Below are 24761 nucleotides of genomic sequence, written 5' to 3'. Positions count from 1 at the left end.
CGGGCCACTAGCGAAGGCGGCGTTGCCTTGTCAACGCTAATTGCACCGGCGCGGCACGCGGAACGCTTGCAGCAGCCATCCGCTTATGGCTAGGGCGCACCCGACGAATCCCACTCCGATTATCCGAGACGAACGACATGGCAAAAAGCGGCGCATTGAACGGCAAGATGGTGGTCCTGATGGGCGGCACCGGCTTCCTCGGCAATTACGTGGCGCAGGCGCTGCTTTCGCGCGGGGCAAGGCTGCGCATCTGCGGGCGCGACCCGCAGGCTGCCTTCAAGCTGAAGCCGCTTGCGAACCTCGGCCAGCTGCAGTTCGTGCGCATGGATGCGACCAAGCGCGACAGCGTCGAGAAATGCATCGAGGGCGCGGACGCGGTGGTGAACCTTGTCGGCAGCTTCGATGGCGATCTGCGCAAGCTGATGGGCGAGGCGCCGGGCTGGATGGCCGAGGCCGCGAAAAAGACCGGTGCGACCAGTTTCGTCCATGTCAGCGCCATCGCGGCCGAGCCGGACGAAGATACGGTCAACGAATATGCCAGCGCCAAGCACCTCGGTGAGACGCGCGTGCATGAGGCTTTCAAGAAGGCCACCATCATCCGCCCCTCGATCATCTTCGGCAAGGACGACAATTTCCTCAACATGTTCGGCGAGCTGATTTCCAAGATCCCCGTCCTGCCCGTCTTCGGGCCCGAGGCGAAGCTGCAGCTGGTCTATGTCGACGATGTCGCCGAGGCGATTGCGCAGGCGCTCGAGCATCCCGGCAAGCATGGCGGCAAGACCTACGAGCTGGGCGGCCCCGAAGCGCTGACCATGATGGAGATCAATGAGCGGATTGCCGCTGCCCAGCGCCGCGAGCGGACTTTCCTGCCGATGCCCGATGGTCTGTCCGCGCTATTCGCAGCACTGCCCGGCACGCCGATGGGCAGCGACCAGTGGAACCTCTTGAAGCAGGGCAATGTCGCCAGCGGCAATTATCCCGGTTTCGACAAGTTCGATATCGAGCCCAAGCCATTGGGCCTGTTCCTCGACAAGTGGATGACGCGCTTCCGCAAGCACGGCCGTTTCGCCGAGCGCCTCAGCGCGTAATCCTTTGCCTCAGAGCGGTTCGACGATCAGGACCGCGCCGTCGCTGCCGCTGATGCGGACCTTGTCGCCCACGGCCGCATCGCAGCCCTTGGCGAGCCATTCGCTATCGCCGTGCTTCACCCGGCCCGTGCCGCCATCGATGGGCGAAACCACGGTGGCGATCTCTCCCGCCAGCCGCATGCCCCGCCGGTTCATCTTGGGGTCCGCCTCCAGAATCGGATTGCTGCGGAAATAGTTGCGGCCGATGAAAACCGCGACGATCGACAGTACCGCAAAGACGGTCACCTGCAGCGGGATTGCTCCCGGCATGATGAAGGCGACGACGCTGGTCGCCAGCGCTGCCCCGGCCAGCCACATCAGGAAGAACCCCGGCACGAGGATTTCGGCTGCAAACAGGAACAGGCCGACGGCGAGCCAGACCCAGAACGGATCGAGCGAGCTGAACCATTCCATCACTGGCCTCCCATGCTGCCGCTACGCGGAACGCTGCTCTGCGCGCTGCGCTGCTGCGGACGCGGCGCGGGTGCGGGCGAAGGCGCGGGACCGCGCGGCGCACCGCCACCGCCTCCCGGGCGATCGTCGGTGATGCCCTTGACCAGTTCGCCGATCCCGCCGAGCGAGCCGATGAGCTGGGTCGCCTCGACAGGGAAGAGGATGGTCTTGGCATTGGGGCTGGTGGCGAACTTGCCCACCGCCTTGGTGTATTCCTGCGCCACGAAGTAGTTGAGCGCCTGCCCGCCCGATCCGGCGATGGCTTCGTTCACGACCTGCGTTGCCTTGGCTTCTGCCTCGGCTTCGCGCTCGCGGGCCTCTGCGTCGCGGAAGGCGGATTCGCGGCGGCCTTCGGCCTCGAGGATGGCCGACTGCTTTTCACCTTCGGCGCGAAGGATCTTGGATGCGCGGTCGCCCTCCGCTTCGAGGATTTCTGCACGCTTGAGGCGTTCGGCCTTCATCTGGCGCGCCATGGCTTCGGAGATGTCCATGGGCGGACGGATGTCCTTGATCTCGACGCGGGTGATCTTCACGCCCCAGGGCGAGGTCGCATGATCGACCACGCTGAGGAGGCGCGCGTTGATCTCGTCACGCTTCGACAAGGTTTCGTCGAGGTCCATCGAACCCATCACGGTACGCAGGTTGGTGGTCGTCAGCGCCATGATCGCGGCATAGAGGTTGGACACCTCGTAGGCCGCCTTGCCGGCATCGAGGACCTGGAAGAACACCACCGCATCGGTGCCGACCATGGCGTTATCGGCAGTGATGATTTCCTGGCCCGGAATGTCGAGCACCTGCTCCATCATGTTCACCTTCTGCCCGACGCGGTCGACGATCGGGATGATGAGATGGAGACCGGGCTCTGCGGCCAGGGTGAATTTGCCCAACCTTTCGATCGTGTAGACATAGCCTTGTTTGACGACGCGTACGCCCATCGCAACGAAGAGTACGACGAAGACTAGGATGGCGATAAGAAACGCTAGCAAATCCATTTTTGACCCCCTGAATGATCCCGCCGGCCATGCTAGCGCGCCTGTATCGGCGGGCAAGTAAAACCGGATGCCGTCATGCCATTATTCGCGAGGGATTACCGACCGGTATATTCCCCGCCGTAGACGGCATCGCGGAAATCGTGATGCAGCTGGTCGTCGAAAGGCATTTTCTGCGTGGCGAGGATTACGACCATGTCCTGCTGCGGATCGACCCAGAACAGCATGCTCGGCCAGCCGTCCCAGAAGAATTCGCCAACGCTGCCGCGGTTCTCTTCCGGCGTTTGCGGAGGCGCGGTGCGGACGAAGAAATCGAAACCGAAGCCCCCGCTGCCCTTGCCGGGAAGGAACGAGCGGTTTTCGGGCGCGATCGCCGGATCGAGGTGGTCGGTCGCCATCAACCTCACCGTGGCGGGCCTGAGGATGCGGACGTCACCGAGTGCCCCTTCGCCCAGCAGCATGAGGGCGAAACGCGCATAATCGTCGACCGTCCCGACCAGCCCGCCACCACCCATGGTCATCGGCTTCCCGACGAAGCCCGCAGCAACCCAGTCCGGGTTCAGCACCGGGGTAAAGGTTCCACCCGGCCCGACGTCATAGATCGTCGCCAGGCGATGAAGGTCGGTCCGGGTATTCGGCCAGCCAATGCCATCCATTGAGAGCGGGTCGAAGATGGTTTCCTCGACATATTGCGCGAAGGGCTTGCCCGACAGCACCTCCACCAGCCGCGCCTGCACGTCGACACCGGCGCTGTAGCTCCAGTGCGTGCCCGGATCGAACAGCAACGGCACTTTCGCCATCGCCTGCGAGAACTCGGCGAGCGATTTGTCGGGTGAAAGCGGCAGCAATTCTTCCCATACGCGATCCGCTGCATTCTGCGGATTGCCATCGGCACCATAGGTGAAGCCCGCAGTATGCCGCAGGATATCGCGCACGGTGATCGGACGCGAAGGCGCGCTGGTGATCGGCTCGCCCGTTTCGGTTTCTCCGCGAAGGACTTGGACGTGCTCATATTCCGGCAGGTGCCAGTAGAGCGGATCGTCGAGACCGAACCTGCCCTGCTCCCACAATGTCATCAGCGCGACCCCGGTGACCGGCTTGGTCATGGAGAAGAACTGGACAAGCGTGTCGCGCGCGAAAGGGCGGTCCTGCTCGCGGTCGGCGACACCGGCTGCGTCGAAGCAACGCTCCTCGCCGTCCTTCCAGACCATGGCGGAAGCCCCTGCGACTCGCTGCCCGGCTACCGCGCTATCGAGAAAAGCCGCAATGCGCTCGCAATCCGGCTCATATTCATGGGCGGACAGGGGCGTGGCAAGGAGCGTCGCCGCAACTGCGACGATCCTGCCGATCATAATGCCTCTGAATAGGTAGCGAGCAACCTCGTCCAGGCCTTCTCCGCTTGTTGCTGGTCGTAGCTCGGGCTGTCGAGCACGCACCAGCCATGATCGGCCGGATAGACCTCGACTTCCGCCGTCGTGCCCGAGGCCTCGACCGCTTCGCGCAAGGCTATCTTGTCGCCGGGCGCCTTTGCGTCGTCATCCTGTGAGATCGCAATCAGATAATGCGCGTCTTCGCGCAGTGAACGGTGCGGACTGGAAGCGCCCTCACGAACGAGGCCGCCGCCGTGAAAGCTGGCGCCGGCGTGGATGTGATCGTCGGCCGAGGGAGCCAGCACAGCAAAGCTGCCGGTCATGCAATAGCCCTGAACGCCGATCCCGCGATCGCTGTCGACCTGCGCTTGTTCATAAAGCCATGCCGCCGCCGCCGCATTGTCGGCAGCAATGGTTTGGGCGGTGAACTTCTCGCGCCATGGCGTGACTTTCGGCCATCCGCCATTGCCTGCAAAGTCCGCAAAATCCTCGAATTGCTGCCCGGCAACGTCGCGGTAATAGGGATTGGCGAGCAGGACGGCATAGCCCGCCTCGGCCAGACGGCTTGCCATCTGGCGTTTTGCAGGACGGATCCCAGCGATGTCGGGCCAGAAGATCACTCCGGGGCGCGGCGTGTCCCCGGCAGTATAGAACTCGCCGTCGAGAGTGCCGGCGTCGGTCGTAAAACTGACGGCTCGCATGGAGGCCGAAGAAGCTTCCGAAGATGCGGCAGTGCCCTCATCCATCGGGGCACATGCAACCGCTCCTGCAGCCATTGCAGCGCCGCCGAAACTCCGCCGCGTCATGCCACCCTTCGCCCAGTTGGCCAATTGATCGCTATTGCACATGCATCTCTCTCCCTTCGCCCGTCCGCGCCGATCCTAGCAGCGCTCCGGCGATGGACAAGGCGATAGAAACGCTACCGAGAGGAGGAGAAAGGTCAGCCGCGCCCCAGAGCCTCCCAGGGGCCCGTTATCGCGTAAGTCATGCCGGGCGACTGCACATTGACGAACAGCGTGCTGCCGTCGGGCGAGAAACACGAACCGCAAAACTCCGCGCCATCTTCATGCGCGTTGCGGGCAAGATCATAGACCACGCCTTGTGGCGTAAGCCCGCGCAAATAGTTCTGACCCATCCCGTCTTCGCAGATTATGAGGTCGCCCCAGGGCGAGACTGCGAGGTTGTCGCACAGGTCGAGCGTGTCGGCACCGGGACTTTCGTGGAGCAGTGTGAGCGTGCCCTGCGGTTCGCCCTCGCCACCCTCTTGCGGCGACGGGTCGTAGCGCCAGACCTGGCCGGTGCGCGCAACGCCGCCCTGCGTGCAATTGAAGAAATGCGCGCTCTTGCCTTCGCCCGAGACGCCATAGGCCAGACCTTCGCCCCTGCAGAACATCGCCGCGCCGGCATCGAAGCCGCGCCGTGCAAGATCGGCATTGGGCGATTCTACATCATCGAGATCGATCCAGCGGGTAACGAAGCGCTCGCCCTGCTCGACCCGGCGCGCACCCGGGCGCGACCAGTCGACAGGCCAGTTCCTGAGATCGGCACTGTCCCAGCCTTCGACCGCGAGCGCCTGCAATCTTCCGCCTCTCGCAAGCTCTCCCGGAACGTCCGGAATGAAGCGCCAGAACAGGCCGTGCATATTGTCTTCGGTCATGTAGACGATGCCGGTTGCCGGATCGACCGATGCGGCCTCGTGCACGAAGCGGCCCATCGCCTTGAGCGGGACGGGATCGACGATTCCCCGCGCGGCCGAGGGCACCTCGTAGACGAAGCCGTGATGCTTTTGCGCCCCGCTTTCGCCCGGCTGGAGCATCTGTTCCTCGCAGGTAAGCCAGCTGCCCCAAGGCGTCGTACCGCCGGCGCAATTCCCTGTCGTGCCCACCAGCGACAAGTGCTCCTCGACGGTTTCGCCGCTTTCCAGGTCGACCGTCAGCGTGGTCGTCCCGCCATAGAAGGGACGCCCGCCGTCTTCGCCTGTCGTGCGCCAGTCGTAGAGCTTCGCTTCGGGCAGCCTGTCGAGCAGTTCAAGGTCGTCCCCGAAGGGCATGTCATGATCCATATCGGCGAAGATTTCGTGGTTTCGCACCAGCGTGACCTTGTTCGGATCGGTCGGGTGCGCGAAACAGCCCATACCGTCGAAGCTTCCGGGGGTCATGAAACCGTCGCTCATCACTTCGCGGCTGCGCGACAGCACGCGATAGGAAAACCCTTCGGGCAAATCGAGCAGGCCGGCCTCGTCGGGAACGAGTTTCATTCCTGCGTTGGTCGTGTGAGCGGCGGCCAGGCTACCCTTGCCGAGAGCCACGAAGGCAGCGAAGCTGGCTGCCCCCTGCTTCAGGATCGTACGTCGCGTAGACATCAAAGGTCCCTCCCATAGTTCGCCTACACTTGTAGACAAGGAAAGGGCCTCACAGCGATACGCAATCTGCGAAGGGCGCAATCGCCAAGACGAACGTCAGCTCCTGAACACCACCGTGCGTTGGCCGTTGAGGAGGACGCGTTCTTCAAGGTGCAGTCGCACCGCCTCGGCCAGCACGCGGCTTTCGATCTCGCGGCCCTTGCGGACCAGTTCATCGGGGGTGTCGGCGTGGCTGATCGGTTCGGCGGCCTGGTGGATGATCGGCCCCTCGTCGAGATCGGCGGTGACGTAATGTGCGCTCGCGCCGATCATCTTGACCCCGCGCTGGTGGGCCTGGTGATAGGGCTTGGCACCCTTGAAGCCGGGCAGGAAGGAATGGTGGATGTTGATGCACCGGCCCGAGAAATGCGCAGCCTGCTCGTCGGAGAGGATCTGCATGTAGCGGGCGAGGACGACGAGCTCGGCATCGTAGCGATCCGCCAATTCGCGCACCTGCGCTTCTTGGCTTTCCTTGGTGTCGCGCGTGATCGGCAGGTGATGAAAGGGAATATCCCCGAGCGGCGTATGCTCGATCGCCTCGCGCGGGTGGTTCGATACGATGGCGACCGGCTCCATGGGCATTTCGCCTATGCGCCAGCGATAGAGGAGGTCGGCGAGGCAATGGTCGAACTTGCTGACCATGATCAGCACGCGGCGCGGACGGTCTCGCAGCGCGAGTTTCCAGTCCATCGCGTATTCGCCGGCCAGCGAGGCGAAGTCCTCGCGGATTTCCTCCCGCGTACCCTCACCCGGGTCGAATTCCACGCGCATGAAGAAGGCGTCCGAGGAGCGGTCGCCAAACTGCTGCGCCTCGAGGATGTTGCCGCCACGCTCGAAGAGGAAGGAGGTGACGCGCGCGGTGATGCCGGGGCGATCGGCGCAGGAAAGGGTCAGGACGAGAGGTTCGCTCATTCCGGCCTATTGGCGCGGCGGGCGTGCCGCTGGCAAGCGCGAAGGTCTAGGCCCCGCCCAAGCCAGCGTTGCTACTCTTCGAGTTCGAAGATGACCTGCTTCATGCCGGTTTCGTGCAGCGCATGTTCGACGATCACGCGTTCGTCCTCGGCCAGCGGACCGTCGCAGCGCACGACGCGGGCGATGGGATCGCGCAGCGAAAAACCACCTTCCTTGAGGATCTGCCGGATCGCGCGAACCATCGTGTCCTCGAGGAAGCGCGCATGGCCGACCACCGACCGCTCGGTAGAAAAGGGATATTCGGCCCGCTGGTCGACGAAGGTATCGGTCGGCCGGTGCGTTACCTGCACCCGGTCGCGATAGATCGCGACGTCTAGGTCGAGCCTGTGGATTTCCATTTCACCTGCGCGTCAGCGCGTCCTCGCTCTGCGCCATCAGCTTTTCGATAATGTCCGCAACGGGTTCTTCGGCCTTGAGCATGCCGACCGACTGGCCCGCCATGAGGCTGCCGTTCTCGACATCGCCATCGATCACGGCGCGGCGCAGCGCGCCCGCCCAATAGTGTTCGATCTGGAGCTGTGCTTCTTCCATGGCGATCTCTTCACGGTCCAGAACGCCCGCAACCTCGATCTGTTTCCGGGTGAACTCCTCGGTCCCCTTGTTCTTCAGCGCGCGCACGGGGATCACCGGCAGGCGCGGGTCTACCTGTACGCTGGCGATCGCATCGCGCGCATTCGCGCGGAAGAAGGCCTTCTTGAAATTCTCGTGCGCGATGCTCTCGGTAGCGCAGGCAAAGCGCGTGCCGAGCTGCACGCCAGCTGCTCCCATCTCGAGATACCCGGCGATCGCATTGCCACGCCCGATACCGCCAGCCACGAAGATGAGATGCTCTTCGGAAAGTTCGGGCAGCATTTCCTGCGCGAGCACGCTGGTCGAGACCGGCCCGATGTGGCCGCCTGCTTCCATGCCCTCGATCACCAGCGCATCGGCGCCCGAGCGCAGCAGCTTCTTGGCCAGCGCCAGCGTGGGCGCAAAGCAGATCACCTTGGCCGGATTGTCACCGCCCTTGATCGCCTCGACGCTGCCCTTTGGCGGGATGCCGCCGGCCAGCACCACGTGGCTGACCCCCGCCTTGTCGCAGACCTCGATCAGGTCGAAGAGCTGCGGGTGCATGGTGATGAGGTTCACGCCGAAAGGCTTGTCGGTGAGCTTCTGCGTCTCGGCGATCTCGGTTTCGAGCAATTCGGGCGTCATCGCGCCGCAAGCGATCACGCCGAAACCGCCGGCGTTGGAGATGGCGGAGACGAGATTGCGTTCGGACACCCAGCTCATGGCGCCGCACAGGATGGCGTACCGCGAGCCGAGAAATTCTGCGCCGCGCTGCATCAGGCGATCGGTCTTGGGATAGTCTGTCATGGAGGAGGCGCTTAGTTTGCACCTGCACTTACGGCAAGCTGCTTGCTCTAGTCGCCGTAGACGATCCGGACATTGTGCGCCGCATCGCGGGCCTTGCGCCGGGCTTCGTCGGTGTCGCCTGCCGTGGCCAGCGCGACCCCCATGCGGCGATAGGGACGGCTGGTGGGCTTGGCGAAGATACGCAGGTCCGTGCCGGGTTCGGACAGCGCTTCTGCCATACCTTCGTAAGAAAGCGCCTCACTGTCGCGCTCGGCGAGGATGACCGCGCTGGCAGAGGGTCGCGCACGAAGTTCCGGCGGCACGGGCAGGCCCATGACCGCGCGGGCATGGAGGTCGAATTCGGTGAGGTTCTGGCTCACCAGCGTCACCATTCCCGTGTCGTGCGGGCGGGGGCTCAGTTCGGAGAAGATCACCTCCTCGCCCTTCACGAAGAATTCGACGCCGAAGAGGCCGTAACCGCCCAGGTCGTCCACCACCCGCCTCGCCATCTCCTGTGCTTTCGCGATGGCCGCGCCGGACATGGGCGTGGGCTGCCAGCTCTCCTGGTAATCCCCGCGCTCCTGCCGGTGGCCGATGGGCGGGCAGAATGTCACGCCATCCCTGTGGCGCACAGTCAGCAGCGTGATCTCGTAGTCGAAATCGACGAACTGCTCGACGATCACGCGCTGCCGGTCGCCGCGCATATTGGCGCAGGCGTAGTCCCACGCCTCCTCGAGCCTGGCTGCCTCGCGCACCGTGCTCTGGCCCTTGCCGGAGGACGACATGACCGGCTTGATTACGCAGGGAAGGCCTGTGTGCTCGGCCGCCGCACGCACTTCGTCGAGGTTCTTGGCGTAGCGGTATTTCGAAGTGACGAGGCCCAGCTCGTTCGCCGCAAGATCGCGGATCGCATCGCGGTTCATCGTCAGCTGCGCAGCGCGGGCCGAGGGGACCACGGTGAAGCCTTCCTCTTCCAGCTCCGCAAGGACCGAGGTCCGGATCGCCTCGATTTCCGGCACGACATAATCCGGCCGATGCTTCTCGACTGCGCCGCGCAGCTTTTCGCCGTCGAGCATCGGGAACACCTCGCGCGCATCGGCCAATTGCATGGCCGGCGCGTGGTCATAGGCATCGCAGGCGATGACATAGGCGCCGAGCCGCTTGGCCGAGATCACGAATTCGCGCCCCAGTTCGCCCGAACCGAGCAGCAGGATCTTCGCGGTGAAAGCCATTTTCCGTTTCCCTATAACCAGCCCGCATCGCGGAGCGGTTTTACATTGGCGCGCGCAACCGGTGCCTCGATGCCGTTGGCAAGGACGAGCCGGATGTTGCGCCCTTCGCGCTTGACGTCTTCGACCGCGCCGCGCGCGACCCACCAGCTGCGATGGACCTGCGCCCCGTCCAGACCTTCGAGTTCGGCAACCGCATCGCGCATCCGCAAAAGGACCAGGTCCGAACCGAGAGGCGTATGCGCACGGACGTAGTGGTCTTCCATTTCCAGCGCGACCAGCTCAGATCCGAGCGACGGCGGAAGGCGTTCGAGGAAGCGGACCTGCGCGGCCTCTACCCGATGCGGCACAATGCCTTCCGGGGGCTTTGCACGATGGAGCAGCGTGAAAATCACCGTGACCAGTCCGCCAACCAGGAACACGTAGAGATATTGCTCGAGCGCGGTATTGGCATCGGGTATCCGCACCCGGTCGGGCAGGCGCGGGAGAACCCACACTACAACCGCCATCGGGACCGAGGCCACGAAACAGGCGGCAAGGCGCACTGCCCAGACCGGCAAGTCGAGGCGAGGGGCCATCTTCTGCGCGACCCCGTCGATCGGCGCATAGAGCGCATATCCGACATAGGCGAAACCAAGCCAGACGATCAGCCGCATGGCGATCGGCTCCTGGAAGCTGCCGAACGGACCGATCAGCGCCAGTACGATCCCGATCACCGTCATTACGGCTAGGTCGATCAGGAAACTCCTGATGGCGGGGGTCGATTGTGCCTGGAGGTCGTTGCTCATTTCGCTGCGCAAACTAGCGCCCATTCGCGCTTCGTAAAGTGCGCAAGTGCCCGAATTCGGCGCATTTCGCGTAGCTGCCCGCCAGTCCGCGCATCCCGCGTTGCAAGGAGGCCCGATCCCGCCAAGCTGTGGGAGAAACAGCAATTTGGAGCAAGTATCGTGGCCGCAATCTTCCTGCCTTCCCAGAACCGCCAACCGGCAAAACCGCGTCTCGAGAACTCGCCACGGATGATGGCGCTGGTCGCTTCAGGCGCCAGCCTCGTCACGCTTGCAGCAGCGGTCGCGCTGTTCAAATGGCTGACCGGCCTCGCGCCGGACCTGCCGCACTATCGCAATCCTGCAATCTTCATCCATGTCGCCACCGTCCTGCCTGCCGTTCCGCTGGGCGCCTACCTGCTGCTCTCGCGCAAGGGCGATGCGCGGCACAAGCTGCTCGGCAAGGTCTGGATTGCGCTGATGGTGACGACAGCCATCGCCATTACCTTCGTGCGCGGCGGAACCGACTTCAGCTGGATCCACATCTTCGTGCCCTACACGCTGCTGGGCGCATGGAACGTGGTCCGTACCGCACGGGCCGGCAGGATCGACGAGCATCGCAAGCACATCACCGGCATGTACCTCGGTGCGCTGATCATCCCGGGGGGATTTGCTTTCCTGCCCGACCGCCTGTTCGGATTGTGGCTGTTCGCCTAGGCCGCTTCGTCCGCAGCATCGAGCCCATAGGCAGTATGCAGCACGCGCACCGCCAGCTCGGTCTCGTCCTCGTCGATCAGCACGCTGACCTTGATTTCGCTCGTGGTGATCGCCTGGATGTTGATCCCGCGATCGGCGAGCGCCTGGAACATGGTGCTGGCGACACCCGCATGGCTCTTCATCCCGACGCCCACGACGCTGATCTTGGCGATCTTGCTGTCGGTGATGAGGCGGTTGTAGCCGATCTCGTCGCGCTTGTCCTCGAGCAGCGCCTGAGCGCGGGCGAGGTCGGCCTGCGGCACGGTGAAGGTCACGTCGGTCTCGCCCTTGTCGCGGCCGACGTTCTGGATGATCATGTCGACATTGATGCTGGCCTGCGCGAGCGGCTCGAAGATATGCGCCACCGAGCCCGGCTTGTCTGGCACGCGGGTGAGGATGATCTTGGCTTCGTTCTTGTCGTGCGCGATGCCGGTTACGTGCTGGCGTTCCACTTCGCCCTTCTCCACCAATTCGTCCATTTCCTCTTCCGACACGATCATCGTGCCCGGAAGCTCGTCCGCGGGGACTGCGTCGTCACCCACGAAGCTGGAGAGGACCTGCACACGCACGCCCTCCTTCATTGCTAGCCCGACGCTGCGGGTCTGCAGCACCTTGGCCCCCACGCTCGCCAGTTCGAGCATTTCCTCGTAGGTCACCGCCTTCAGCTTGCGCGCCTTGGCGACGATGCGCGGGTCGGTCGTGTAGACGCCGTCGACATCGGTGTAGATGTCGCAGCGATCGGCATTGACCGCCGCTGCCACCGCGACGGCAGACGTGTCCGAGCCGCCGCGACCCATGGTGGTGATACGGCCATCTTCGGAAACGCCCTGGAAGCCGGGGATGACCGCGATCTCGCCCGCCGCCATCGACTTGCCCAGCGCCTCGCCGTCGATGCTGTCGACACGGGCCTTGGCATGCGCCTCGATAGTGCGCACCGGAAGCTGCCAGCCGAGCCAGCTGCGCGCCTTGCAGCCCAATGATTGCAGCGTCAGCGCGAGCAGGCCCGATGTGACCTGCTCCCCGCTCGCCACCACCACATCGTATTCGGCCGGATCGTAAAGCGCATTGGCCTCGCGGCAGAAATTGACGAGGCGATCTGTCTCGCCCGCCATGGCGCTGACGACCACGGCGACCTCGTTGCCGCCCGCCGCCTGCTTGCGCACGATATTGGCGACGCGGCGAATGCGTTCGGTCCCCGCCATGGAGGTGCCGCCGAATTTCATCACGATACGGGCCAAGCGGGAATGTCTCCGTGCTGGAATGCTTACCTTGAGGCTGCTAGCCACGGTGCATGAGCGATGCAACCACGAGCCGTCCAAGCAATCCTTCAGGCGGGCAAACGATCCGTCCCGATGAGGCCGCGCATTTCGGCAGACTGGCGGCCGACTGGTGGGACCCCAAGGGTTCGTCCGCCATGCTGCACAAGCTGAACCCCATTCGCCTTGGTTTCCTGCGCGATGCCATCGACCTTCATTGGGCGGGCGATGTGCGCGATTCGAAGCCGCTGGCCGGCAAGTCCGCGCTCGACGTAGGTTGCGGGGCAGGACTGCTGTGCGAACCGCTCGCCCGGTTGGGCGCGGATGTGACCGGCGTGGATGCCGCACCCGAGAACGTGGCTGCCGCCGCGATCCATGCCGAGCGCAGCGGTCTCGACATCCGCTACATGGCGGGCGAACTCGCCGCGCAGGACATAGGGACATTCGACCTCGTCACCGCTATGGAGGTGATCGAGCACGTCGCCGACAAGCAGGCTTTCGCCCGCGAACTCGCCGCGCGGCTTGCGCCCGGCGGGCTGATGGTCCTTTCCACCCCCAACCGCACCGTCCGCAGCCGCGCGCTGATGATCGGGGCGGCGGAGGGTTTGGGCCTGATCCCAATGGGCACGCATCACTGGGATGATTTCGTAACGCCCGAAGAGCTGGACGCGATCCTTGCCGAGGCCGGTCTTGCGATGGGCGAACCCAGGGGCATCGCCTTCTCGCCGATGAAAGGCCTGCACCTTTCGGACGACCTTTCGCTCAACTATATCGTCACCGCCCGAGCGCTGTGAGCACGAGCGCCGGGTCGTCGGTGAAGACGCCCCCAACCCGGGCGCGCTGCAACAGGCCTACCAGCGTTTCCATATCCCCCCTCTCTGCTTCGCCACCGGTCGATTTCAATGGCGGCGGCAGAAAGGCGTTTTCCTTTCGCGCGGTCCAGCCATGGACTGCAAGGCCCGCAGACTGCGCTTGCGAAATGATCGGCGTGCCATAGCCGTTTCCATCGAGCAGCAGCGTGATAGGAACGCCGATGCCGTCAGCATAGCGCGCGATCTCGGCAAAGCCGCTGGGGGAAAGCATGTCTGCATAGCGCATGCCCGGCTCGTCGGCAGGTCCATCGCTTTCCTTTAGCAATTGGATGAGCTTCACATCGACCAGACGGTCCAGCCGGCGGAGAGGTGCGACTTCGAAGCTCTGCACGAAAACCGCATCGTCCGCATCGTCGAGTCCGGCTTTGCCCAGAGCGCTGACCAGCAGGTCGACGCTGTCGATGCCGGCTTCCTGCAGGAGGAAGGTCGGATGTTTGAGCTCGGGATAGAGGCCGATCGTGCGCCCCGTTTCGGCTTCCTTCGCGCGCACCAGCTGGACGATCTCGGCAAAGGTCGGGATTGCATACAGGCCGTCGAAACGCGCATTGGCGGGGCGCAGGCCGGGCAGGCGCTCCTTGGCGCGCAGCGTTCGCAGCTCGGCGAGGGTGAAGTCCTCGGCGAACCAGCCGCTGACCAGCCGCCCGTCGATGGTCTTGGTGCGCTTGCGGCCATCGAATTCCTCGCGAGAGGCGACATCGGTGGTATCCGACAGCTCGTTCTCGTGGCGCGCGACCAGCACGAGGTCCTTGGTCACCACCAGGTCGGGCTCGATATAGTCCGCGCCCTGATCGATCGCGCGTTCATAGGCCGCCAGCGTGTGTTCGGGCCGCTCGCCGCTGGCACCGCGGTGCGCGATCACCAGCATGCCTTCAGCGTTAACCGCAGAGGCGCCGGCGGCAAGGCTGAAAATTAGCACGATCTTAACGACGAATCGGGCAATATCCCTAGCCATGTTCAAGAAACTCCTCCTCGGTGCAGCCGTGCTTGTCGGCCTGCTCTATTTGTCGGGCAACGATTTCGACACGTTGCACCGCCAGATCACGGGCGGGGCGAACGAGAATGCGCGCGGCCTGACTGCGGGCGACAACCATGGCTGGGGCAGCGACAGCGGCTACTGAAGTGCCGCCGCCCACGATCCTTCCGAAAACCCGACCAGCACGCCGCCCGGATGTTCTACTACCGGGCGTTTGATCATGCTTGGATATTGCAGCATCAAGTCAATCGCCCTCGCGCGATCGATATCGGCCTTGTCCGCCTCTTCCAGCTTGCGGAAGGTGGTGCCACGCTTGTTGAGCAGTGCTTCCCAGCCCGCCGCATCGCTCCAGCTTTCGAGCTTGCCGCGATCCGCGCCTTCCTTCTTGTAATCGTGAAAGGCGTAGTCGAGCCCCTGCGCTTCGAGCCATTTGCGCGCCTTCTTGACGGTGTCGCAATTGGGGATACCGTAAAGCTGGATGGTCAATCGAAGTCCTTTCAGTAATCGCGCGCGAGATGCGCATCGGCGATAGCCACGGCGAGCGCGTCGGCGGCATCGGCGCCGGCGATCTTCGCGCCCGGCAGCAGCACCTTGAGCATGGCCTGAACCTGCGTCTTGTCCGCCCCGCCCGTGCCGACGACGGCCTTCTTCACCAGCCGCGCGGCGTGTTCGTTCACATCGAGCCCTGCCGCCCCGCAGGCCGCCAGCACTGCGCCGCGCGCCTGTGCCAGCTTCAATGTCGATTGCGGGTTCTTGTTGGCGAAGACTTCTTCGGCTGCCGCGCGGTCGGGCCGGAATTCGGCGATCACCGCGTCGAGCGAGGTCTGCAAAAGCGACAGCCGGCGCGGCATCGAGGCCTTGGCGTCGGTCGGCACCTGCCCGTTGGCGATATGCATGATGCGCGAGCCTTCGCTGCGGATCACGCCCCAGCCGGTGCAGCTGAGCGAAGGGTCGAGGCCGAGGATGATCACTCGCTCGATCCCCTCACAGCCCGACGAGGACGCCGAGCCGCCACAGGATCGCGATCAGGAATGTGCCGCCCAGGCAGAGGAGGATGGCCAGTTCGCGCCATTTCATCCTCTGCCAAGCCTCATGCCGAGACCTTCTCCATGACCTCGTCCGAGATCTCGTAATTGCCCCAGACGGTCTGGACATCGTCATCGTCTTCGAGCGCATCGATCAGCTTGATCAGCGTCGATGCGTTCTTCTCGTCCATGTCGACGGTGAGGTTGGGCTTCCACGCGAGCTTGACGTTCTCGGCCTCGCCCAGCGCCTTTTCGAGATCGCCCGCGACCTGGTGGAGATCGTCTGCAGCGGTCCAGATGGTGTGCCCGTCCTCGGTGCTCTCGATGTCCTCGGCGCCCGCTTCCATCGCGGCTTCGAGGACCTTCTCCTCGTCGCCCGCGCTCGCCGGATATTCGATCAGGCCGAGCCGTTCGAAGCCGTGCTGCACGCTGCCTTCGGTGCCGAGGTTGCCGCCGTTCTTGCTGAAGGCGGTGCGCACGGCGGTGGCGGTGCGGTTGCGGTTGTCGGTCAGCGCTTCGACGATGATCGCGCTGCCGCCCGGGCCATAGCCTTCGTAGCGGACTTCCTCGTAATTCTCCGCATCACCAGCAGAGGCCTTGTCGATCGCGCGCTGGATATTGTCCTTGGGCATCGACTGGCTCTTGGCGGCATTGACCGCGAGGCGCAGGCGCGGGTTCATGTCCGGATCGGGCATGCCCATCTTGGCCGCCACGGTGATTTCGCGGCTGAGCTTGGAAAAAAGGTTCGAACGCTTTTTGTCCTGCGCACCCTTGCGGTGCATGATGTTCTTGAACTTGGAATGGCCTGCCATGGGAATCTGTTCGCCGTATTCTGTGGGAAGGTTGTGCGCGTCCCTTTAGCCGCGCTCCACCCGTGCCGACAACCCTCCTGGAAACTGCAACATTTGTGAATCCGCGCATTCAAAGCGCATTCATGGCCTTACCGCTAAAACACTGATCATTCGCTGGAAGAATGCCCTGGGGAAATGGCACGCGGCGACATTTTCGAGATAATCGTGTATAGGCTCCCTCGCAATAAGGTGGCGGACCGAACGCGATACGAAAGGACCAGAGCTTATGACTACCCGTGCAAAGGGTTGGGGGCGCACACTCAAGCTGGCCTCCGTTCCGATTTTCCTGGCGAGCCTCGCGGCTTGCACCACCGGCTTCAATGCCGATGTGAAGCGCTTCCAGACGCAGCTTCCCGCGCCGCAGGGCGAGAGCTTTGCCGTGGTTGCCGATGACCCGTCGCTCGCCGGCGGTCTCGAGTTCGCGCAATATGCCGATCTCGTCGAAGCGCAGATGGAGCGCCTCGGCTATGTGCAGGCCGCATCGCCCGAGGACGCCACGCTGCTGGTACGCTTCGATTACGGCGTCGACGAGGGCCGCGAGCGTATCCGCTCGACCGGTTTCCGCGACCCGTTCTATTCGCCCTGGTACGGCTATCGCAGCCGCTTCGGCTATGGCTACGGCTACCGCGATCCCTTCTATCGCCCGCGCTATGTGCGCACCCGCGATGGCAGGGTGCTCCGCATCGGCGGAGGCGGCGCATGGGGCTACGGCTTCTACGATCCGTGGTTCGGCGGCCCGGAAGTGCGCAGCTACACCGTCTATGCCAGCGGCATCGACATGAAGATCGACCGAACCGCGACCGGCGAGCGGCTGTTCGAAGGCAAGGCGCAGGCCCTGTCGCGCTCGAGCCGCCTCGGTTATCTCGTGCCGAACTTGGTCGAAGCTATGTTCACCGATTTCCCCGGCAATTCGGGCGAGACGGTGCGCATCACGGTCAAGCCGGAAGACGAGAACACCGTACGCCGGGTTCGCTAACGGCACTCAATCCCGGACGGGACAAAGGAGAAGGGCGGCCATGGATCGGGCCGCCCTTTTTCGTTTGCGACAAATATGGTATGAACCGCCCGATTTCAGGGAGATAGCCCGATGACCACGCTTGCTTCGTCCGCTTTCAGCCGGGTTCGCATCGCCTACTGGGCGCTAGCCGCGGCGGTCCTGTTGATACCAGCTGTCGCGATGCAATTTACGGCCGAAGTGGCATGGGGACCGGGCGATTTCGCGATCATGGCCGGACTGCTGCTGCTTGTCGGCCTGGGGGTCGAACTCGCTCTGCGCACGACGCTCAGGCTGCGCGGCAAGCTGCTCGCGATTGCGGCAATGCTGGGACTGTTTTTGCTGGTGTGGTCGGAACTGGCCGTGGGCCTGTTCGACTAGACCAGCTTTTCGTGCCCGCCGGTCGAGCCGAAGCCGCCTTCGCCGCGTTCGGTATCGTCGAGTTCGTCGACCTCGTTCCAGCGGGCCTGCACGACCGGAGCCAGCACGAGCTGCGCCACGCGGTCGCCGCGGGCGATCTCGAAATTGTCGTCCGAATGGTTGATCAGGATGATCTTCAATTCGCCGCGATAATCGCTGTCGATCGTGCCGGGCGTGTTGGGCACGGTGATGCCGTGCTTCAAAGCCAGCCCCGAACGCGGGCGGACCTGGATTTCGTAACCCTGCGGGATGGCGAGCGCGAGGCCGGTCGCCACCGCATACCGCTGTCCGGGCTTGAGCGTAACGCTTTCGGCGGCGAGCACGTCCATGCCGGCCGCGCCGCTCGTCGCATAGGCGGGCAGCTCGAGCCCGTGTCCATGCGGCAATCTCTTTACTTGCACACCAATCGGATCAGTCACGCGGGTCTTCTTCCGGCTCCACTAGCGCTTCGGCTGCGCGACGTACCAGTTCGCGCGCGACTTCTTCCTTGGGCATTTCAGGCAGGCTTTCAACCCCGTTCGGGGTGACGATGTGGACCTGGTTGAGGTCCCCGCCCATCACGCTCTCGCCCTCGGCGAAGGCGACATTGTTGGCGACGATCCAGTCGGCACCCTTGCGCTTGCGCTTGGACTTGGCGTTCTCGACCACGTTCTCGGTCTCGGCAGCAAAGCCTATGAGCAGGTGCGGACGCTTGCGGCCTGCTGCCACGGCGGCAAGGATATCGGGGTTTTCGGCAAGGATCAGAGCGGGCGGTGCAGAGCCGCGCTTCTTCATCTTTTCGGCGGCCACGTGGCGGCTCTTCCAGTCGGCCACGGCGGCGACCATGAAGGCGGCATCGGCGGGCAGCGCATTGCGCACTTCCTCGGCCATGTCGTCGGCGGTTTCGACATCGATGCGATCGACGCCCAGCGGCGTGGGTAGGTGGACCGGCCCGGTGACCAGCGTCACGCGCGCGCCTGCAGCTGCGGCCATGGCGGCAATCGCGAAGCCCTGCTTCCCGCTCGAGCGGTTGGCGATGTAGCGCACCGGATCGATCGGCTCGCGCGTCGGGCCGGCGGTAACCAGCACGTGCTTGCCGTGCAGCGGACGGTGCTCGGGATCCTCGTCGAAGATCGCCTGGCCGTAGAGCGGGTCGGCGGCAATCGCCTCGGCCGCGTCGGGCTCCTCGTCATATTCTTCGGGCAGCGGCTGCGCCTTTGCGCGTGCGTCCTTCTTGCCGACCTGGTCGTTGATCGCTTCCTTGTCGGTCGGCGGCGCAGCAGCGGCCCCGCCCTTCTTGGCGAGCAGCGGGCCGTCGAGATCGGGAGCGAACTTGCCGTCCTCGTCGAAGACGTCCTCGTCGAAATCGATCTCGCCTTCCTCGAAGTCGGCTTCGTCGAAATCCTGTTCGATTTCCTCGTGGCTGCGCTTTTTGGTGCTGCGCGGGATGATCGAATTCAGAAGGCTGCCGAGGCCCGAACCCGAAGAGGAGCTTTCCTCCTCGTCGTATTCTTCCTCGTCGACATCGGGCTCTTCGAGCTCGACCTCCGCGACTTCCTCGACGAGCTTTTCGTCCTTGCCCTTCTTGGCGACCGGTGCGGCAAGCTGCGGCGCGGGCGGCGCAAGCTCGGGCACGTCGATATCCATGTCGAGCGTTTCGGCAATCTTCTGCAGGATGGCGACCGGCTCGGGCAGGCGTCCGGGGCCGAATTCGCCGCAGGCCATCGCGCCCTCGTCCGGGTCCATCACGGTGACACCCGCCTGGCGCAGCCATTCGGCGTTGCGCTGGGTGGCCGAATGCTCCCACATGCGGACGTTCATCGCCGGAACGGTGATGACCGGCTTGTCGGTTGCGAGGATCAGCGTGGTCGCCAGATCGTCGGCAATGCCGGCGGTCATCTTGGCGAGGAGGTCCGCCGTTGCCGGGCAGACGACCACGAGATCGGCATTCCGGCTCAGCTGGATATGCCCCATCTCGACCTCATCCTTGAGGTCGAAGAGCGAGGTATAGACCTTGTTTTCGCTCAATGCGGCAAGCGCCATCGGCGTGACGAACTGCTGGCCGCCTTCGGTCAGCACGCAGGTGACATCGCCGCCCGCACGCTTGATGAGGCGAACGAGCTCGCAAGACTTGTAGGCGGCTATACCGCCCCCGATCACGAGCAGGATCTTCGGGCCGCTCACGCCGCCATTCCCGCTGTTGTCATGGCGCGAAGCACTGTCCGCGCCGATCGGCTGGTGAATTCCCATTGCGTCATCGATGCGCTTGCTAGCGCCCCCTGTCCGTCATTGCCAGCGCACAAAAGCACGCTATCCAAGTCCAGCCTTGGCAGCCTATGGTGAAGAAATCGGTAACGAGGGGGAAACGACATGCATTTCATTCTGGTGGTCCTGCTGGCGCTCGGCGCGCTGCTGAACCTGTTCCTGGGGTTGAGCTTCTTCTTCGACCCCGCCACGGCGGGCGCAGATTTCGGGCTGCAATCGCCAAACGAACAGGGCCTGTCCTCGATGCGCGCCGATTTCACGGCATTTTTCCTCGTTGCCGCATTCTGCGAAGGCTGGGCCGCGTGGAAGCGCCGGGGCGATATCTTGTGGCCCGCACTCATGCTGTTCGTGATCGCTTTCACCGGGCGACTGGTGAACCTGATCGTCGTTGGAGACTACGACCTTTGGTACGGCCCGATGGCGGTCGAGGCGCTGCACGTCATAGTCATGTTGCTGGCCATCAAGACCTTCCCCGCGGGCAAGGTCAGCCCAGCAGGCCCTGCGTAACCGCGGCCCAAACGCCGAGCCCGCCGACAGCGGCGGCGGCGATATAGCCTAACCAGCTGCGGTCCTTCTGGCGGCGCTCGCGGCGGTCCCACATCAGCTCGATGTCGGGCAGCGGCGGCGGTTCGGGCGCCCCGCCCTTGGGGGGGAAGCGGTCCTCGATCCGGCGCACGAGATCCGGGATGCGCAGCAACGTCTCGGTATCCTCCCGGATACGGTCGGCAATCGCGGCTTCGGGGCCGAGTTCGTCGCGAATCCAGCTGCGGACATAGGGGGCCGACACGTCCCACATGTTGATGCTGGGATTGAGCTGGGTTGCGATGCCTTCGACCATCACCATGGTCTTCTGCAGCAGCAGCAAATGCGGCTGCGTCTGCATGTCGAAATCGCGGGTGATGGCGAACAGCCCGTCGAGCATCTGGCCGACAGACAATTCGCTCACCGGCTTGCCGCGCATCGGCTCGCCCACCGCGCGCAGCGCCGTCGCGAACTCGTCGACATTGTGATAGCTGGGCACGTATTGCGCCTCGAAGTGGATTTCGGCGACGCGGCGGTAGTTGCCCGTCGTCAGCCCATAGAGGATTTCCGCCAGCCACATACGCGCGCGCCGGTCGATCCGGCCCATGATGCCGAAATCGATCGCAGCTATGGTGCCGTCGGGCTTAACGAACAGGTTCCCCTGGTGCATGTCGGCATGGAAGAAACCTGCCGAAATCGCCTGCTTGAGGAAGGCGAGCACGAGGCGGCTCGCCAGCTCGTCCATATCGTGGCCCGCAGCGCGCAGTTCCTCGGTATTGCTGATCTTGATCCCGTCGATCCAGTCGACGGTCATCACCCGGCCATTGGTGCGGTCCCAGTCGATGCCGGGGATTTCGTATTTCTCCGTGCCGACCATGTGTTCGGCCAGTTCCGACGCACTGGCAGCCTCGCGCCGCAGGTCGAGTTCGCGATTGGTCCAGCGCTTGAAATTGGCGATGGTCAGGCGCGGGCGCAGGCGCGCGGCCTCGCCGCCGAAGCTTTCGAGATGCGCGGCGGCCCATTCATAGGTGTCGATATCGCGCGCGAACCGCTCGCGCACGCCGGGGCGCAGGACCTTCACCGCGACCTGCCGGCCCTCGGTCGTCACGGCGCGGTGGACCTGCGCGATCGAAGCGGCGCCGACGGGCACGGGGTCGAATTCTGACCATAGCGCCTCGAGCGGCTGTTCGAAGCTCGCCTCGATGCTCGCCTTGATCTGCTCGAAGGGGACGGGCGGCAAATTGTCCTGCAGGCTGAGCAGGTTCCTGGCCGCTTCCTCGCCCACGAGGTCGGGCCGCGTCGCCAGCGTCTGGCCGAGCTTGATTGCCGCAGGACCGATATCGCGGAAGGCCCCGGCATAGTCGGGCGTCTTCGGCTGCACCGTGCCGAAACGGGCGATGCGCGCGAGCCGCTTGACCGGCGGCGGCGTGTTGGGATCGCGCTCGATCCCGCGCAGCGCACCGTGGCGCGCAAGCGTGCGGCCCCATTTGAGCAGCCGCCAGATATGCGTTGCGGGTTTCGCCACCCTTTAGACTTTCCACCCCGAATGGATGTTGACCGCGCCGCCGAGGATTTTCTCGACCCGCGTGTTCTCGAAGCCCGCACCCCGGATCATCGCTTCGAATTCGGGAGGCCTGGGGAAACGGCGGATCGATTCGGCGAGGTAGCGATAGCTGTCCTCGTCATTGGCGATGGCCTTGCCGATCTTGGGCATGAGCTGGTGCGAATAGAGGTCGTAGACTTCCTTGAAGCCGGGCCAGTCGGTCTGGCTGAACTCCATGCAATAGAAGCGCCCGCCGTACTTCAGCACGCGGTGCGCCTCCTTGAGCGCCTTGTCGATGAAGGTCACGTTCCGGATGCCGAAGACGATGGTGTAGGCATCGAAAGTGCGGCTCGAAAATGCCAGCTCCTCGGCATTCTGGCGGGACCAGACCAGCCCGTCGATCCCGCGCTCCATCGCGCGTTCGATGCCGACGTCGAGCATGTCCTGGTTGATGTCGGACACGGTCACGCTCGCGCCCTTGTCCGCCATGCGGAAGGCGATGTCGCCCGTGCCGCCCGCCATGTCGAGGATCTGCTCGCCCGGCTGCGGCTTCACGCGGCGCACGAAGCGGTCCTTCCACAGACGGTGCATCCCGCCGCTCATCGCGTCGTTCATGATGTCGTACTTGGCCGCGACATTGGAAAAGACCTCGCCCACGCGGCCGGTCTTTTCGCTCGCATCGATATCTTCGTATCCGAAGGAAACGGTGTCACTCATGGCGAAGCGCCTTAGGGGGAATTGAGCCGGGCGCAAAGGGTGTTAGAGGGGAATTCATGCCGGAGCTTCCCGAAGTCGAAACCACTGTGCGCGGGCTTGCGCGCTTCCTCGAAGGCGAGACGATCACGCGCGTGACCGTCAACCGCCCCGATATGCGCCGCCCCTTCCCGCCCGATCTGGTGCAGGCGCTGACCGGGGCGAGCGTGACGCATCTGACGCGAAGGGCGAAATACGGCCTCATTCACACCAGCCGCGACCACGCGATGGTGTTCCACCTCGGTATGAGCGGGCGCTGGCGGATCGATCCGGAGGTGGACGAGAAGCACGACCATCTGGTGATCGAGACCGCGGGCCACCGCTTCGCCCTCAACGACCCGCGCCGCTTCGGGTCGGTCGATTTGATGACCAATGGCGAGCTGGTGACATGGAAACCCTTCGCCGCGCTGGGGCCGGAGCCGCTGGGTGATGGCCTCACGCCCGAACACCTGCGCGAGGCGACACGCGGGCGCAAGCAGGCGATCAAGCTGCTGCTGCTCGACCAGAGCATCGTGGCGGGCCTCGGCAATATCTATGTCTGCGAGGCGCTGTGGCATGCGGGCATCCACCCGCGAAAGGCCGGCGGCAAGGTGACCATGCCGCAACTTCGCCGCCTCGTCCCCGCGATCAAGGACGTGCTGGAGCGATCCATCCGCGACGGCGGCAGCACCTTGCGCGATTTCGCCCAGCCCGACGGCAACCTGGGCTATTTCGCCACCCGCTTCCACGTCTATGGCCGCGAGGGCGAACCCTGCCACCACGAGGACGGCGGCACGATCCGCCGCATCGTACAGGGCGGGAGAAGCACGTGGTTCTGTCCGGTGTGTCAGAGGTAATTGAGCAGAAACGTCTTCAAGCTATTATTCGCACATGCCCGAAGCATCTGAACCCCTGCCGCCGCAGAAACCTGCAACCCTGACCAAAGAGGAAGAGAGCTTCATCGTGGAGACGGTTAGACGGTTCTACGGCGACAATGCCGTGGTGCGGAACTTCGGTCCCGCTCCAGACCGGATCGACCTACATGTCGAGGCCGAAATCGGGCGCGACATGACACTATATGACTGCCTTGGAGTGCTACTTACTCGGATTGATCGCGCGGCTATTTCACTGGAGATTACCAAACGCGGCAGCAAGGTCTACGGACCTGCAAAAATCGCCTATCGCCAGGGTGTGATATTGTAAGAGCGGCCAGTCCTCACAAATCCAGCGAAGCATATTCCCGTGGCGGGGGCAGGCCATCCATCTTCTCGCTCAGCAGCGGGCGGAAGCTGGGACGGCTTTTCATGACCATGTACCAGCCCTGCGCCTGTTCGTGCCCGCGCCAGTCGACCGCGCCGAGGTAATCGACCACCGAGAGATGCGCCGCGCAGGTGAGGTCGGCGAGGCTTAGCTGCGGCCCGGCCAGCCACTGCCGCGTGTCGACCAGCCAGTCGATATAGTCGAGATGGCCGTGCAGCATCCGCCCCATCTGGCGCAGCACCTGCCCGTCGGGCGGCTGGCGCGTGATGATGCGCTTCTTCATCTTCTCGTGCAGCGCGGGCTCGGTCACGTCGGCGTAGAAATTCTCGTCGAACAAAGCGGTCAACCGGCGGATTTCCGCGCGCTGCGAGGCCTTTCCGGGGATGACCGGATTGCGCTCGACCGTCTCTTCGAGGAATTCGCAGATCGCCTGGCTGTCGCATAGCGTCACCCGGCGCGCCGGGTCGTGCAGCACCGGCGTGCGGCCTGCCGGATTCAATTGCCAGAAGGCATCGCGCCCTTCCCAGGGGTTCTCGCGCACCAGTTCATAGGCGATGGACTTTTCGGCCATCACCAGCCTCAGCTTGCGGCTGAAGGGGCATAAAGGGAATTGGTGGAGCTGCCACATGACTGGCCCACCCCATGCATCACCCGCGCGCCCGCGTCCACATGG

General features: G+C 64.1%; 29 protein-coding genes. 9 read left to right on the top strand and 20 right to left on the bottom strand.

Annotation, left to right across the window (positions count from 1 at the left end):
- The first annotated feature begins 137 nt into the window (after nucleotides 1-137).
- Nucleotides 138-1088 carry a complex I NDUFA9 subunit family protein gene (locus K3178_RS00925; protein WP_221569521.1) on the top strand — a complete coding sequence of 317 codons (951 nt, stop codon included), beginning with the start codon at nucleotides 138-140 and terminating at the stop codon, nucleotides 1086-1088.
- Nucleotides 1089-1097: 9 nt separating this feature from the next.
- On the opposite strand, the gene K3178_RS00920 is transcribed toward K3178_RS00925, so the two are convergent.
- From K3178_RS00920 to K3178_RS00875, 10 genes are all read right to left on the bottom strand, one after another.
- On the bottom strand, nucleotides 1098-1541 hold the full coding sequence (locus K3178_RS00920) for an NfeD family protein (protein ID WP_221569520.1): 444 nt from the start codon (nucleotides 1539-1541) through the stop codon (nucleotides 1098-1100).
- Nucleotides 1541-2572 carry an SPFH domain-containing protein gene (locus tag K3178_RS00915; RefSeq protein WP_221569519.1) on the bottom strand — a complete coding sequence of 344 codons (1032 nt, stop codon included), beginning with the start codon at nucleotides 2570-2572 and terminating at the stop codon, nucleotides 1541-1543. The genes K3178_RS00920 and K3178_RS00915 overlap by 1 nt, the downstream gene beginning before the upstream one ends.
- 95 nt (nucleotides 2573-2667) lie before the next feature.
- Complete coding sequence (locus tag K3178_RS00910) at nucleotides 2668-3921, bottom strand: serine hydrolase domain-containing protein (protein WP_221569518.1); 1254 nt, start codon at nucleotides 3919-3921, stop codon at nucleotides 2668-2670.
- A complete protein-coding gene (locus K3178_RS00905; protein WP_221569517.1) occupies nucleotides 3918-4787 on the bottom strand; it encodes a dienelactone hydrolase family protein in 870 nt (289 codons plus the stop codon). Before K3178_RS00905 ends, K3178_RS00910 begins: the two co-directional genes overlap by 4 nt.
- 92 nt (nucleotides 4788-4879) lie before the next feature.
- Nucleotides 4880-6301, bottom strand: a complete 1422-nt coding sequence (locus K3178_RS00900; RefSeq protein WP_221569516.1) for an alkaline phosphatase PhoX — start codon at nucleotides 6299-6301, stop codon at nucleotides 4880-4882.
- A gap of 96 nt (nucleotides 6302-6397) precedes the next feature.
- Nucleotides 6398-7252 (bottom strand): formyltetrahydrofolate deformylase, encoded by an 855-nt coding sequence (gene purU / locus K3178_RS00895; protein WP_221569515.1) that lies wholly within the window; start codon nucleotides 7250-7252, stop codon nucleotides 6398-6400.
- A 71-nt stretch (nucleotides 7253-7323) separates the two neighbouring features.
- Entirely contained in the window at nucleotides 7324-7650 is a 327-nt protein-coding gene (locus tag K3178_RS00890) for a hypothetical protein (protein WP_221569514.1), read from the bottom strand.
- Nucleotide 7651: 1 nt separating this feature from the next.
- Nucleotides 7652-8668 (bottom strand): NAD(P)H-dependent flavin oxidoreductase, encoded by a 1017-nt coding sequence (locus K3178_RS00885; protein WP_221569513.1) that lies wholly within the window; start codon nucleotides 8666-8668, stop codon nucleotides 7652-7654.
- A 47-nt stretch (nucleotides 8669-8715) separates the two neighbouring features.
- Entirely contained in the window at nucleotides 8716-9879 is a 1164-nt protein-coding gene (gene purT / locus K3178_RS00880; protein WP_221569512.1) for a formate-dependent phosphoribosylglycinamide formyltransferase, read from the bottom strand.
- Nucleotides 9880-9890: 11 nt separating this feature from the next.
- Nucleotides 9891-10664, bottom strand: a complete 774-nt coding sequence (locus tag K3178_RS00875) for a LytTR family DNA-binding domain-containing protein (RefSeq protein WP_221569511.1) — start codon at nucleotides 10662-10664, stop codon at nucleotides 9891-9893.
- Nucleotides 10665-10823: 159 nt separating this feature from the next.
- On the opposite strand from K3178_RS00875, the gene K3178_RS00870 reads away from it, so the two are divergent.
- Nucleotides 10824-11357 (top strand): DUF2306 domain-containing protein, encoded by a 534-nt coding sequence (locus K3178_RS00870; protein ID WP_345719830.1) that lies wholly within the window; start codon nucleotides 10824-10826, stop codon nucleotides 11355-11357.
- On the opposite strand, the gene K3178_RS00865 is transcribed toward K3178_RS00870, so the two are convergent.
- Entirely contained in the window at nucleotides 11354-12634 is a 1281-nt protein-coding gene (locus K3178_RS00865; RefSeq protein WP_247713471.1) for an aspartate kinase, read from the bottom strand. The two genes, K3178_RS00870 and K3178_RS00865, sit on opposite strands and share 4 nt — an antisense overlap.
- 53 nt (nucleotides 12635-12687) lie before the next feature.
- Here K3178_RS00865 and ubiG point away from each other — a divergent pair, with 53 nt between their 5' ends.
- Nucleotides 12688-13446 carry a bifunctional 2-polyprenyl-6-hydroxyphenol methylase/3-demethylubiquinol 3-O-methyltransferase UbiG gene (gene ubiG, locus K3178_RS00860; RefSeq protein ID WP_221569510.1) on the top strand — a complete coding sequence of 253 codons (759 nt, stop codon included), beginning with the start codon at nucleotides 12688-12690 and terminating at the stop codon, nucleotides 13444-13446.
- Here the strand turns inward: ubiG and K3178_RS00855 are convergent.
- Entirely contained in the window at nucleotides 13427-14476 is a 1050-nt protein-coding gene (locus K3178_RS00855) for a glycerophosphodiester phosphodiesterase family protein (RefSeq protein ID WP_221569509.1), read from the bottom strand. The two genes, ubiG and K3178_RS00855, sit on opposite strands and share 20 nt — an antisense overlap.
- Between K3178_RS00855 and K3178_RS00850 the strand changes: the two genes are divergently transcribed.
- The gene (locus tag K3178_RS00850; protein ID WP_221569508.1) at nucleotides 14475-14642 is read left to right on the top strand and encodes a hypothetical protein; all 168 of its coding nucleotides are present in this window, start codon (nucleotides 14475-14477) and stop codon (nucleotides 14640-14642) included. The genes K3178_RS00855 and K3178_RS00850 overlap by 2 nt on opposite strands.
- On the opposite strand, the gene K3178_RS00845 is transcribed toward K3178_RS00850, so the two are convergent.
- From K3178_RS00845 to K3178_RS00835, 3 genes are all read right to left on the bottom strand, one after another.
- Nucleotides 14636-14983, bottom strand: a complete 348-nt coding sequence (locus K3178_RS00845) for an ArsC family reductase (RefSeq protein WP_221569507.1) — start codon at nucleotides 14981-14983, stop codon at nucleotides 14636-14638. The genes K3178_RS00850 and K3178_RS00845 overlap by 7 nt on opposite strands.
- 11 nt (nucleotides 14984-14994) lie before the next feature.
- On the bottom strand, nucleotides 14995-15468 hold the full coding sequence (gene ruvC / locus K3178_RS00840; protein ID WP_221569506.1) for a crossover junction endodeoxyribonuclease RuvC: 474 nt from the start codon (nucleotides 15466-15468) through the stop codon (nucleotides 14995-14997).
- A gap of 119 nt (nucleotides 15469-15587) precedes the next feature.
- Nucleotides 15588-16334, bottom strand: a complete 747-nt coding sequence (locus K3178_RS00835) for a YebC/PmpR family DNA-binding transcriptional regulator (protein ID WP_221569505.1) — start codon at nucleotides 16332-16334, stop codon at nucleotides 15588-15590.
- Nucleotides 16335-16599: 265 nt separating this feature from the next.
- Between K3178_RS00835 and K3178_RS00830 the strand changes: the two genes are divergently transcribed.
- Together K3178_RS00830 and K3178_RS00825 are read left to right on the top strand one after the other, a co-directional pair.
- Entirely contained in the window at nucleotides 16600-17349 is a 750-nt protein-coding gene (locus tag K3178_RS00830; RefSeq protein ID WP_221569504.1) for a DUF4136 domain-containing protein, read from the top strand.
- A gap of 111 nt (nucleotides 17350-17460) precedes the next feature.
- Nucleotides 17461-17748 carry a hypothetical protein gene (locus K3178_RS00825; protein ID WP_221569503.1) on the top strand — a complete coding sequence of 96 codons (288 nt, stop codon included), beginning with the start codon at nucleotides 17461-17463 and terminating at the stop codon, nucleotides 17746-17748.
- Here K3178_RS00825 and dut read toward each other — a convergent pair.
- Both dut and K3178_RS00815 read right to left on the bottom strand, forming a co-directional pair.
- The gene (dut, locus tag K3178_RS00820) at nucleotides 17745-18206 is read right to left on the bottom strand and encodes a dUTP diphosphatase (protein WP_221569502.1); all 462 of its coding nucleotides are present in this window, start codon (nucleotides 18204-18206) and stop codon (nucleotides 17745-17747) included. The two genes, K3178_RS00825 and dut, sit on opposite strands and share 4 nt — an antisense overlap.
- Entirely contained in the window at nucleotides 18199-20016 is a 1818-nt protein-coding gene (locus tag K3178_RS00815; protein ID WP_221569501.1) for a bifunctional phosphopantothenoylcysteine decarboxylase/phosphopantothenate synthase, read from the bottom strand. Before K3178_RS00815 ends, dut begins: the two co-directional genes overlap by 8 nt.
- Nucleotides 20017-20136: 120 nt before the next feature.
- Between K3178_RS00815 and K3178_RS00810 the strand changes: the two genes are divergently transcribed.
- On the top strand, nucleotides 20137-20538 hold the full coding sequence (locus K3178_RS00810) for a hypothetical protein (protein ID WP_221569500.1): 402 nt from the start codon (nucleotides 20137-20139) through the stop codon (nucleotides 20536-20538).
- Here K3178_RS00810 and ubiB read toward each other — a convergent pair.
- Together ubiB and K3178_RS00800 are read right to left on the bottom strand one after the other, a co-directional pair.
- A complete protein-coding gene (ubiB, locus tag K3178_RS00805; RefSeq protein WP_221569499.1) occupies nucleotides 20516-22078 on the bottom strand; it encodes a 2-polyprenylphenol 6-hydroxylase in 1563 nt (520 codons plus the stop codon). The two genes, K3178_RS00810 and ubiB, sit on opposite strands and share 23 nt — an antisense overlap.
- Before the next feature lie 3 nt (nucleotides 22079-22081).
- Nucleotides 22082-22813, bottom strand: a complete 732-nt coding sequence (locus K3178_RS00800) for a class I SAM-dependent methyltransferase (RefSeq protein ID WP_221569498.1) — start codon at nucleotides 22811-22813, stop codon at nucleotides 22082-22084.
- 56 nt (nucleotides 22814-22869) lie between these two features.
- Between K3178_RS00800 and mutM the strand changes: the two genes are divergently transcribed.
- Nucleotides 22870-23685, top strand: coding sequence for a bifunctional DNA-formamidopyrimidine glycosylase/DNA-(apurinic or apyrimidinic site) lyase (gene mutM, locus K3178_RS00795; RefSeq protein WP_221569497.1), 816 nt, complete (start codon nucleotides 22870-22872; stop codon nucleotides 23683-23685).
- Between the two features lie 34 nt (nucleotides 23686-23719).
- On the top strand, nucleotides 23720-24031 hold the full coding sequence (locus K3178_RS00790) for a hypothetical protein (RefSeq protein WP_221569496.1): 312 nt from the start codon (nucleotides 23720-23722) through the stop codon (nucleotides 24029-24031).
- A gap of 13 nt (nucleotides 24032-24044) precedes the next feature.
- On the opposite strand, the gene K3178_RS00785 is transcribed toward K3178_RS00790, so the two are convergent.
- Nucleotides 24045-24716, bottom strand: coding sequence for a glutathione S-transferase family protein (locus K3178_RS00785; protein ID WP_221569495.1), 672 nt, complete (start codon nucleotides 24714-24716; stop codon nucleotides 24045-24047).
- Between the last annotated feature and the right edge of the window lie 45 nt (nucleotides 24717-24761).

The organism is Qipengyuania sphaerica (assembly GCF_019711595.1).
GTDB classification, from domain to species: domain Bacteria; phylum Pseudomonadota; class Alphaproteobacteria; order Sphingomonadales; family Sphingomonadaceae; genus Qipengyuania; species Qipengyuania sphaerica.
The sequence above is the reverse complement of the archived record's forward strand: the minus strand, read 5'-3'. Positions and strand labels throughout refer to the sequence as shown.

Bases quoted from the DNA above. Each gene is read 5' to 3' on its own strand.
- K3178_RS00925 (WP_221569521.1), top strand. From the start codon at position 138: ATGGCAAAAAGCGGCGCATTGAACGGCAAGATGGTGGTCCTGATGGGC.
- K3178_RS00920 (WP_221569520.1), bottom strand. From the start codon at position 1,541: ATGGAATGGTTCAGCTCGCTCGATCCGTTCTGGGTCTGGCTCGCCGTC.
- K3178_RS00915 (WP_221569519.1), bottom strand. From the start codon at position 2,572: ATGGATTTGCTAGCGTTTCTTATCGCCATCCTAGTCTTCGTCGTACTC.
- K3178_RS00910 (WP_221569518.1), bottom strand. From the start codon at position 3,921: ATGATCGGCAGGATCGTCGCAGTTGCGGCGACGCTCCTTGCCACGCCC.
- K3178_RS00905 (WP_221569517.1), bottom strand. From the start codon at position 4,787: ATGTGCAATAGCGATCAATTGGCCAACTGGGCGAAGGGTGGCATGACG.
- K3178_RS00900 (WP_221569516.1), bottom strand. From the start codon at position 6,301: ATGTCTACGCGACGTACGATCCTGAAGCAGGGGGCAGCCAGCTTCGCT.
- purU (WP_221569515.1), bottom strand. From the start codon at position 7,252: ATGAGCGAACCTCTCGTCCTGACCCTTTCCTGCGCCGATCGCCCCGGC.
- K3178_RS00890 (WP_221569514.1), bottom strand. From the start codon at position 7,650: ATGGAAATCCACAGGCTCGACCTAGACGTCGCGATCTATCGCGACCGG.
- K3178_RS00885 (WP_221569513.1), bottom strand. From the start codon at position 8,668: ATGACAGACTATCCCAAGACCGATCGCCTGATGCAGCGCGGCGCAGAA.
- purT (WP_221569512.1), bottom strand. From the start codon at position 9,879: ATGGCTTTCACCGCGAAGATCCTGCTGCTCGGTTCGGGCGAACTGGGG.
- K3178_RS00875 (WP_221569511.1), bottom strand. From the start codon at position 10,664: ATGAGCAACGACCTCCAGGCACAATCGACCCCCGCCATCAGGAGTTTC.
- ubiG (WP_221569510.1), top strand. From the start codon at position 12,688: ATGAGCGATGCAACCACGAGCCGTCCAAGCAATCCTTCAGGCGGGCAA.
- K3178_RS00850 (WP_221569508.1), top strand. From the start codon at position 14,475: ATGTTCAAGAAACTCCTCCTCGGTGCAGCCGTGCTTGTCGGCCTGCTC.
- K3178_RS00855 (WP_221569509.1), bottom strand. From the start codon at position 14,476: ATGGCTAGGGATATTGCCCGATTCGTCGTTAAGATCGTGCTAATTTTC.
- K3178_RS00835 (WP_221569505.1), bottom strand. From the start codon at position 16,334: ATGGCAGGCCATTCCAAGTTCAAGAACATCATGCACCGCAAGGGTGCG.
- K3178_RS00830 (WP_221569504.1), top strand. From the start codon at position 16,600: ATGACTACCCGTGCAAAGGGTTGGGGGCGCACACTCAAGCTGGCCTCC.
- K3178_RS00825 (WP_221569503.1), top strand. From the start codon at position 17,461: ATGACCACGCTTGCTTCGTCCGCTTTCAGCCGGGTTCGCATCGCCTAC.
- K3178_RS00815 (WP_221569501.1), bottom strand. From the start codon at position 20,016: ATGGGAATTCACCAGCCGATCGGCGCGGACAGTGCTTCGCGCCATGAC.
- K3178_RS00810 (WP_221569500.1), top strand. From the start codon at position 20,137: ATGCATTTCATTCTGGTGGTCCTGCTGGCGCTCGGCGCGCTGCTGAAC.
- K3178_RS00800 (WP_221569498.1), bottom strand. From the start codon at position 22,813: ATGAGTGACACCGTTTCCTTCGGATACGAAGATATCGATGCGAGCGAA.
- mutM (WP_221569497.1), top strand. From the start codon at position 22,870: ATGCCGGAGCTTCCCGAAGTCGAAACCACTGTGCGCGGGCTTGCGCGC.
- K3178_RS00790 (WP_221569496.1), top strand. From the start codon at position 23,720: ATGCCCGAAGCATCTGAACCCCTGCCGCCGCAGAAACCTGCAACCCTG.
- K3178_RS00785 (WP_221569495.1), bottom strand. From the start codon at position 24,716: ATGTGGCAGCTCCACCAATTCCCTTTATGCCCCTTCAGCCGCAAGCTG.